Genomic DNA, 5495 nt, shown 5'->3' with positions numbered 1-5495 from the left:
GCCGAGTCACACCTTTGGGGAGAGGTTTCGGGGGGACGAAGAAGGCAGGCGAAGCCGAACATGCCGGTGCAGCACGCATCGCCGGCAACGGCCGGTCGCGCCGCAGGGACAACGCAGTGCCAATTCAGCAGGCAGCAGGCAGCAGGCAGCACCTGGATCCTTGCCGACTCAGGCACCCGGCAAGGCACTTCGCGGTCTTCTCAGAGAAGGGACGAACCACATGGCAGTCCATCAGTGATTCACGACGGCCACATGAAAGAGATATGAAAATTTGCGAGCACGATATGACCGATGAGCCCCTCCGCCTGATCGCTTTTGCTCGAATGAGAACAAAGGCGATCAGGCGGAGGAGTCAGAACCCGCAGGACCCAGCCCCAGGGGCAAGCGACACCCTGGATGTTCCGGAGGCCCTATCCGGCGCCGGACTCCATCGCCCGCACCAGACTGGTGGGCCGCATGTCTGTCCATGCGGCCTCGATCGCATCCAGACACTCCTGGCGCGACCCCTCCGGTCCACCCACACTCCAGCCGCTCGGGATGTCAATGTGCACCGGCCACAGCGAGTACTGACCCTCACCATTCACCAGCGTCACGAACCGCCCCGACTCGTCATCAAAAGGATTGCTCACAACCGCCCCCTGACCTGTTCTCACGCTTTCCACGACATGTTCATCCGAGCATTCCAGGCACGCCAACGCACAGATCAATTCCCTGCCCCCGCACCATCGAGCCGGCCGCCCCTTGCGGTGCGATGTCAGCCACACATGGCGGAAATACGTGAGATCTGGAGATAGCGATGCCATGTCGACGGGCCTGCCGAGGTTGCCCCCCGGCTTCACCCGACCACCGCAATCACCATAGATGACCCTCAACGGCCTAAGACGCAAATCCAGCCTATTGCTTTCGGCTCCCCAAAGAGACAACCCCGAAGCGGGTCGCCCGAGACATATGCCAACGCGCTCTCAGCGGAAACATTCAGCCACCCCATGCCCCTATTGTGCGAGTATCAATGAATACGACCCGAACAAATCCGGATAGCCGCGGGCGTGCGCCCGCAGACTCTCTGACATCAACAGAATCCGCCGCGCCCCCGTGCGCCGGTCGCGCGCCCCGCCTCGTGCCCCCGCGTCGAGCGGAGAGTCGGATACTGACGGCGGACATCTCCAGGCATGCGCCGGGCGTGACACCCCGGCGGAAGATCAGCCCGTGGCCCCGCTCCGGCGCGAACCCACCGAACCGGTCGGCCGGCTGGGCCGAATCCTGGTCCTTCAGGACAGGGGGACGCGAACCCGCACTCTCACCGGCGGCCCGCCCGGGTGGTGCGGCGCCGGCCGAAAGCGCCCGGTGGACGGGGCTTCATGCCGGCTTGCGTGGCGGCCACCCGTTGGCATGCGTGGCGGCGGGGGCGGATTTCGAGTGTGTGGTCTCGGCCGCCCCAAGGGTCCGGCCGAAAGACACGGGCCGGGGCGTGCCACCGTCGCGTACTGGTCCCGCGCCGGTGCGGGGCCAGGTGACGAGCCCATGAGCACGATCGGTCCGGCCGGCCCGGTCCAGCGCCTGTCACCGCCTGCGGTCGTGCGTCGCATCGAGGTCAGGGGGTACCCGGGTGATGCGGCAACCGGCCCGCTCCTGCACCGGGGCGGGCGCGCACTGATGGGAGCAGCGACATGACCGACCGCAGGCCCGAGGGCACGGCTTACACCGGCGAGAAGGGCAGCCCGCCTCCGATACCCGCCGACGCACCCGACCAGCAGGTTCAGGACGGCGAGGACGACCTCGACGTGGTTCTCCCGCCGCGCGCCGACCGCGGCGCAGCCGATTCGGCGGCCGATCGGCCCGATCCCGATGAGGCCGGTTCCGGCCGCAACGCCGCCCGCAATGCGGGCGTCCACCCGGAACACCCCACCCCGGACGAGTCGACGGGCTGACGGCGGGCCCACCCCGGACTCGGGTCCACGACAGGGGTCCGGTCCTAGACAACGGCCCACCCCGGAGCCCCGGCCGCGACAACGGACCCGCGCGGCCGCGATCCCGTCGGCGCCCCGGCGGTGACGCGTCACGGGAACGCGCCCTCACCCGGCCAAGTCCTCCCGGTCGAAGCGGTTCGGCACGGGCGGGTCGTCGCGCATGGCCCGGAGGAGCCGGAGCCCTCCGCACGGATCCGGGTGCCGGGCGGGGACGTCCCCGGCGCCGTGTTCGCAGTTGCGTCGAGCACGAGCGCGGACTCCGTCGCGCCGCGGCTGCGCAGCATCCTTCCCGCCCGGGCTCGAGCGCATACTGGCCCTATGGACCCGTCCACGCGTTCCGCGCCCGGCCTGCGGGAGCGGCTGGGCAGTGCAATCTTCGCCCAGGTCGCCGGCCCCGCCGGGCCGGTGAACCGCGCTCGCATCCATGGCGCGCCCGGCCCGCGCTGGTTCGGTCCCGAGCGGCCGATTCGAACGGTCCACGGCGATGCGTCCATGTTCATCGGAGGGCTGCGGGCGCTCCTTCTCCAGTCCCTGCACCCGTTGGCCATGGCCGCCGTGGAGGCTCATTCCGGCTACCGCGGCGACCCGTGGGGGCGGCTCCAGCGCACCAGCACCTTCCTCGCCGTCACCACGTACGGAACGGCGGAAGACGCACAGCAGGCGGTCGACCGTGTACGCGCCGTGCACAGCCGAGTGCGCGGGACGACCTCACGCGGAGAGTCCTACTGCGCCGCCGATCCGCACCTCCTCGGCTGGGTGCACGTGGCCGAGGTCGAAAGCTTTCTGCTGGCCCACCGTCGATACGGCGCAGCTCCGCTCGACGGGGCCGGGTACGACGCGTACATCGCCGACACCGCGCGGGTGGCGGAAGCACTCGGCGTAGCTGATCCTCCGCGCGATCGCAGCGAACTCGCCGCCGGCCTCGCGGCCTACCGGCGAGAACTCCGCCCGACACGGGAAGCCCGCGAGGCGGCACGCTTCATTCTGCTGCACCCTCCCCTGCCCTGGGCTGTCCGCCTCCCCTACGCGGTCCTCGCCGCGAACTCCGTCGCCGCCCTCCCCCGCTGGGCCCGTGCCTCATTGGAGCTCCCCCGGCTGCCCGGCATGGCCGAGGCCTGCGTGACTCCGACCGGGCGGGCACTGACGGCCGCGATCCGCTGGGCCATGGTCCCGCCGCGCCCGCCGGTGTGATCGCCCCCATCCCTCAACGGCTCCGAGGTGCCGGCGGCGCAGTCGGCCGGCACCAACCTGTCGGGTCCGCCGGGTCGATGGGCAGCGCGTCATGCCGTCCCCGTCTCCGCTCCTCATGTCCGGGGCCGCTTCCGGGCCGGTTGCGCGGCCCCCGGCTATGGTTGATCGTGACGTAACTCTCCGGGCCGTGAGGAAGGTGTCGTCAATGAGCGGCACGGACGTGGCGCGTGCGGGCGTGCTGGGAGATCTGATCGCTGCGAGTCATCTGATGACGCTGGAGCAGCTGCCCGGCACCGTCGCGTCGCACGCCGCTCGAGCGGGCTGGCCCGATGTGCTCATCTATGTGGCGGACCTGCGGCAGGAACGGTTGTGTCTGCTGGCCGGCAGCCTTGACACCGGTCCCGACGAAATGGACATGCCGGCCGATCTGGCCGTGGAAGGCACGGTGGCCGGGCGAGCCTTCCAGCTGGGAAGGATTTCGCCTGCTTCCGCTTCCACGTCGGGACAGTGGTGGGTCCCCCTGCTGGACGGAACGGAGCGACTGGGTGTGCTCCGGGTCGGCGCGCCGGGCGCACAGGTCGAAGCGGATGATGCTCTGGACAGGTTGGCGGGCCTTGTCGCCTTGCTGCTGGAGAGCAAGCGCGGAACAAGTGATCTGTACTCCAGGCTGGTGCGTCGCAGGAAGATGAAAGTGGCTGCGGAGATGGAATGGCGGCTGATGCCGCCGCGGACGTTCGCCACCGATCGTCTCCTGATCAGCGCGGTCATGGAACCGGCGTACGAGGTCAGCGGAGACGCCTTCGACTACGCCCTGGCGGGCGACACCATGCACCTCTCCGTCTTCGACGCCATGGGGCATGACACCGCTGCCGGGCTGACCGCCAATCTCGCTCTGGCCGCTGCGCGCGTCCAGCGCTGTCAAGGTTCCGACCTTCTGCAGACGGCCGAAGGTGTGGGGGCGGCCCTGACCGAGCAATTCGCGGGCGCCCGCTACGCCACGAGCATCATGGCCGAACTGGATGTGGGCACAGGGATGCTGACCTGGACGAACTTCGGTCATCATCCTCCAGTGGTCATCCGCGGCAACCGCACCGTCGTACATCTGTCCTGTCCGCCCGCGCCTCCTCTGGGAACCGGACTGGGCGTGCACGGCACACCGCGCCGCGATCAGCTCGAACCCGGCGACCGTCTGCTGTTCTACACCGACGGCATCACCGAAGCCCGCAACGCGCAGGGGCAGGAGTTCGGCCTGGACGGACTGACCGACTTCCTCATCCGCCACCACTCCGACGGCCTTCCGGTCCCGGAGACGCTACGGCGGCTGATCGGGCACCACTTGGACTACCACCACGGCCGCCTCGACGACGACGCCACCGTGATGCTCCTGGAGTGGCACGGCCCGACTCCGTACGAACCCGCTCAGCTGAAGGCCCTTACGGGTCTGCCCTCGACCATCGCCGAGGACACGATCACCTCCGCATGGCTCCGATAGCCCGCCCGACGACACTTCTCGGACCCCTTTCTCCCCAGAGGCGCCGTGATCGAAAGGGCGGCGGCAGGCGCGGAGGGGCATCCCGCCTGCCGGCGCGAGCCGGCGGGAAGGGTGGTCAGCCGGGGTCCTCGTGGGACCGGCGGAGCTCGTCGGCGCTGCTCGTGATGGTGTCGACGCGGGCGGCGAAGTCGGGGTGGTCGGCCTTGAGGTGGACGTGGGTGTCGGCAAGCGGGCCGATGAGGTTGGCGGCGTCGTTGTCGGCGAGGGCTTGGGCCAGGCGGGCCAGGGGGGTGCCGGCCGGGGCGGGAAGATCGGTGAGGGCGGTGATCTGGCCGGCGAGCTGCCGCAGATCCGCGGCGTTCGTCCGGGCCCAGGCGGTGACGTTACGGTCGGCGGCGCGGCGGCTGCGGGTCGCCTGTACCCGTTGTTCGCCGGTGGCTCCCGGGGCTCCCGGGCGTACGCGCAGGTAGCGCTTCTCCGCGGCCTGGCGGCTGGCGACGCCCAAGGGGTGGGCCAGATCGGCCCAGCTCGAGCCTGCGTCCCGGGCTGCCTCGATCAGACCGGGTTCCCACTCCGCGAGCTGATCACGCAGTTCCCGCAGGAGGAGCAGCGCGGCCAAGGCCTGCTCGGCACTGACCGGGCCGGCCTGGGGGCGTGTCCCCGTTCCGGCAGCCCGGGCGGTACGAACGGCCTCGTCGATGGTGTCCAGCGCGGCCGCGGCGGCTGCGAACGGGGTGGGGTGACGCGGCTGGGGAGAGTCGGTCATGAAGGTCCCTTCTCGGCGTCACCCATTGGATGACGCCTCACTTGTCATCTTTTGGATGACATGTTACAACGGATTCAGA

The 5495-nt window shown here is 69.8% G+C and carries 5 protein-coding genes; 3 read left to right on the top strand and 2 right to left on the bottom strand.

The window, feature by feature from the left end:
• Positions 1 to 410: 410 nt before the first annotated feature.
• Positions 411 to 629 (bottom strand): MbtH family protein, encoded by a 219-nt coding sequence (locus OG446_RS36550; RefSeq protein WP_328898077.1) that lies wholly within the window; start codon positions 627 to 629, stop codon positions 411 to 413.
• A 1038-nt stretch (positions 630 to 1667) separates the two neighbouring features.
• Here OG446_RS36550 and OG446_RS36545 point away from each other — a divergent pair.
• From OG446_RS36545 to OG446_RS36535, 3 genes are all read left to right on the top strand, one after another.
• On the top strand, positions 1668 to 1928 hold the full coding sequence (locus tag OG446_RS36545) for a hypothetical protein (protein WP_328898076.1): 261 nt from the start codon (positions 1668 to 1670) through the stop codon (positions 1926 to 1928).
• Between the two features lie 357 nt (positions 1929 to 2285).
• Complete coding sequence (locus tag OG446_RS36540; protein ID WP_328898075.1) at positions 2286 to 3158, top strand: oxygenase MpaB family protein; 873 nt, start codon at positions 2286 to 2288, stop codon at positions 3156 to 3158.
• Between the two features lie 205 nt (positions 3159 to 3363).
• The gene (locus OG446_RS36535; RefSeq protein ID WP_328898074.1) at positions 3364 to 4650 is read left to right on the top strand and encodes a PP2C family protein-serine/threonine phosphatase; all 1287 of its coding nucleotides are present in this window, start codon (positions 3364 to 3366) and stop codon (positions 4648 to 4650) included.
• A gap of 115 nt (positions 4651 to 4765) precedes the next feature.
• On the opposite strand, the gene OG446_RS36530 is transcribed toward OG446_RS36535, so the two are convergent.
• The gene (locus tag OG446_RS36530) at positions 4766 to 5416 is read right to left on the bottom strand and encodes a type III effector protein (RefSeq protein WP_328898073.1); all 651 of its coding nucleotides are present in this window, start codon (positions 5414 to 5416) and stop codon (positions 4766 to 4768) included.
• Positions 5417 to 5495 lie beyond the last annotated feature (79 nt).

This window comes from Streptomyces sp. NBC_00236, assembly GCF_036195045.1.
In the GTDB taxonomy this organism is placed as follows: Bacteria; Actinomycetota; Actinomycetes; order Streptomycetales; family Streptomycetaceae; genus Streptomyces.
This window is presented reverse-complemented; position numbering and strand designations above follow the sequence as displayed.

What these genes read in the sequence shown, in the direction of transcription:
- OG446_RS36545 (WP_328898076.1), top strand. Translation starts at nt 1,668, where the DNA reads ATGACCGACCGCAGGCCCGAGGGCACGGCTTACACCGGCGAGAAGGGC.
- OG446_RS36535 (WP_328898074.1), top strand. Translation starts at nt 3,364, where the DNA reads ATGAGCGGCACGGACGTGGCGCGTGCGGGCGTGCTGGGAGATCTGATC.
- OG446_RS36530 (WP_328898073.1), bottom strand. Translation starts at nt 5,416, where the DNA reads ATGACCGACTCTCCCCAGCCGCGTCACCCCACCCCGTTCGCAGCCGCC.
- OG446_RS36540 (WP_328898075.1), top strand. Translation starts at nt 2,286, where the DNA reads ATGGACCCGTCCACGCGTTCCGCGCCCGGCCTGCGGGAGCGGCTGGGC.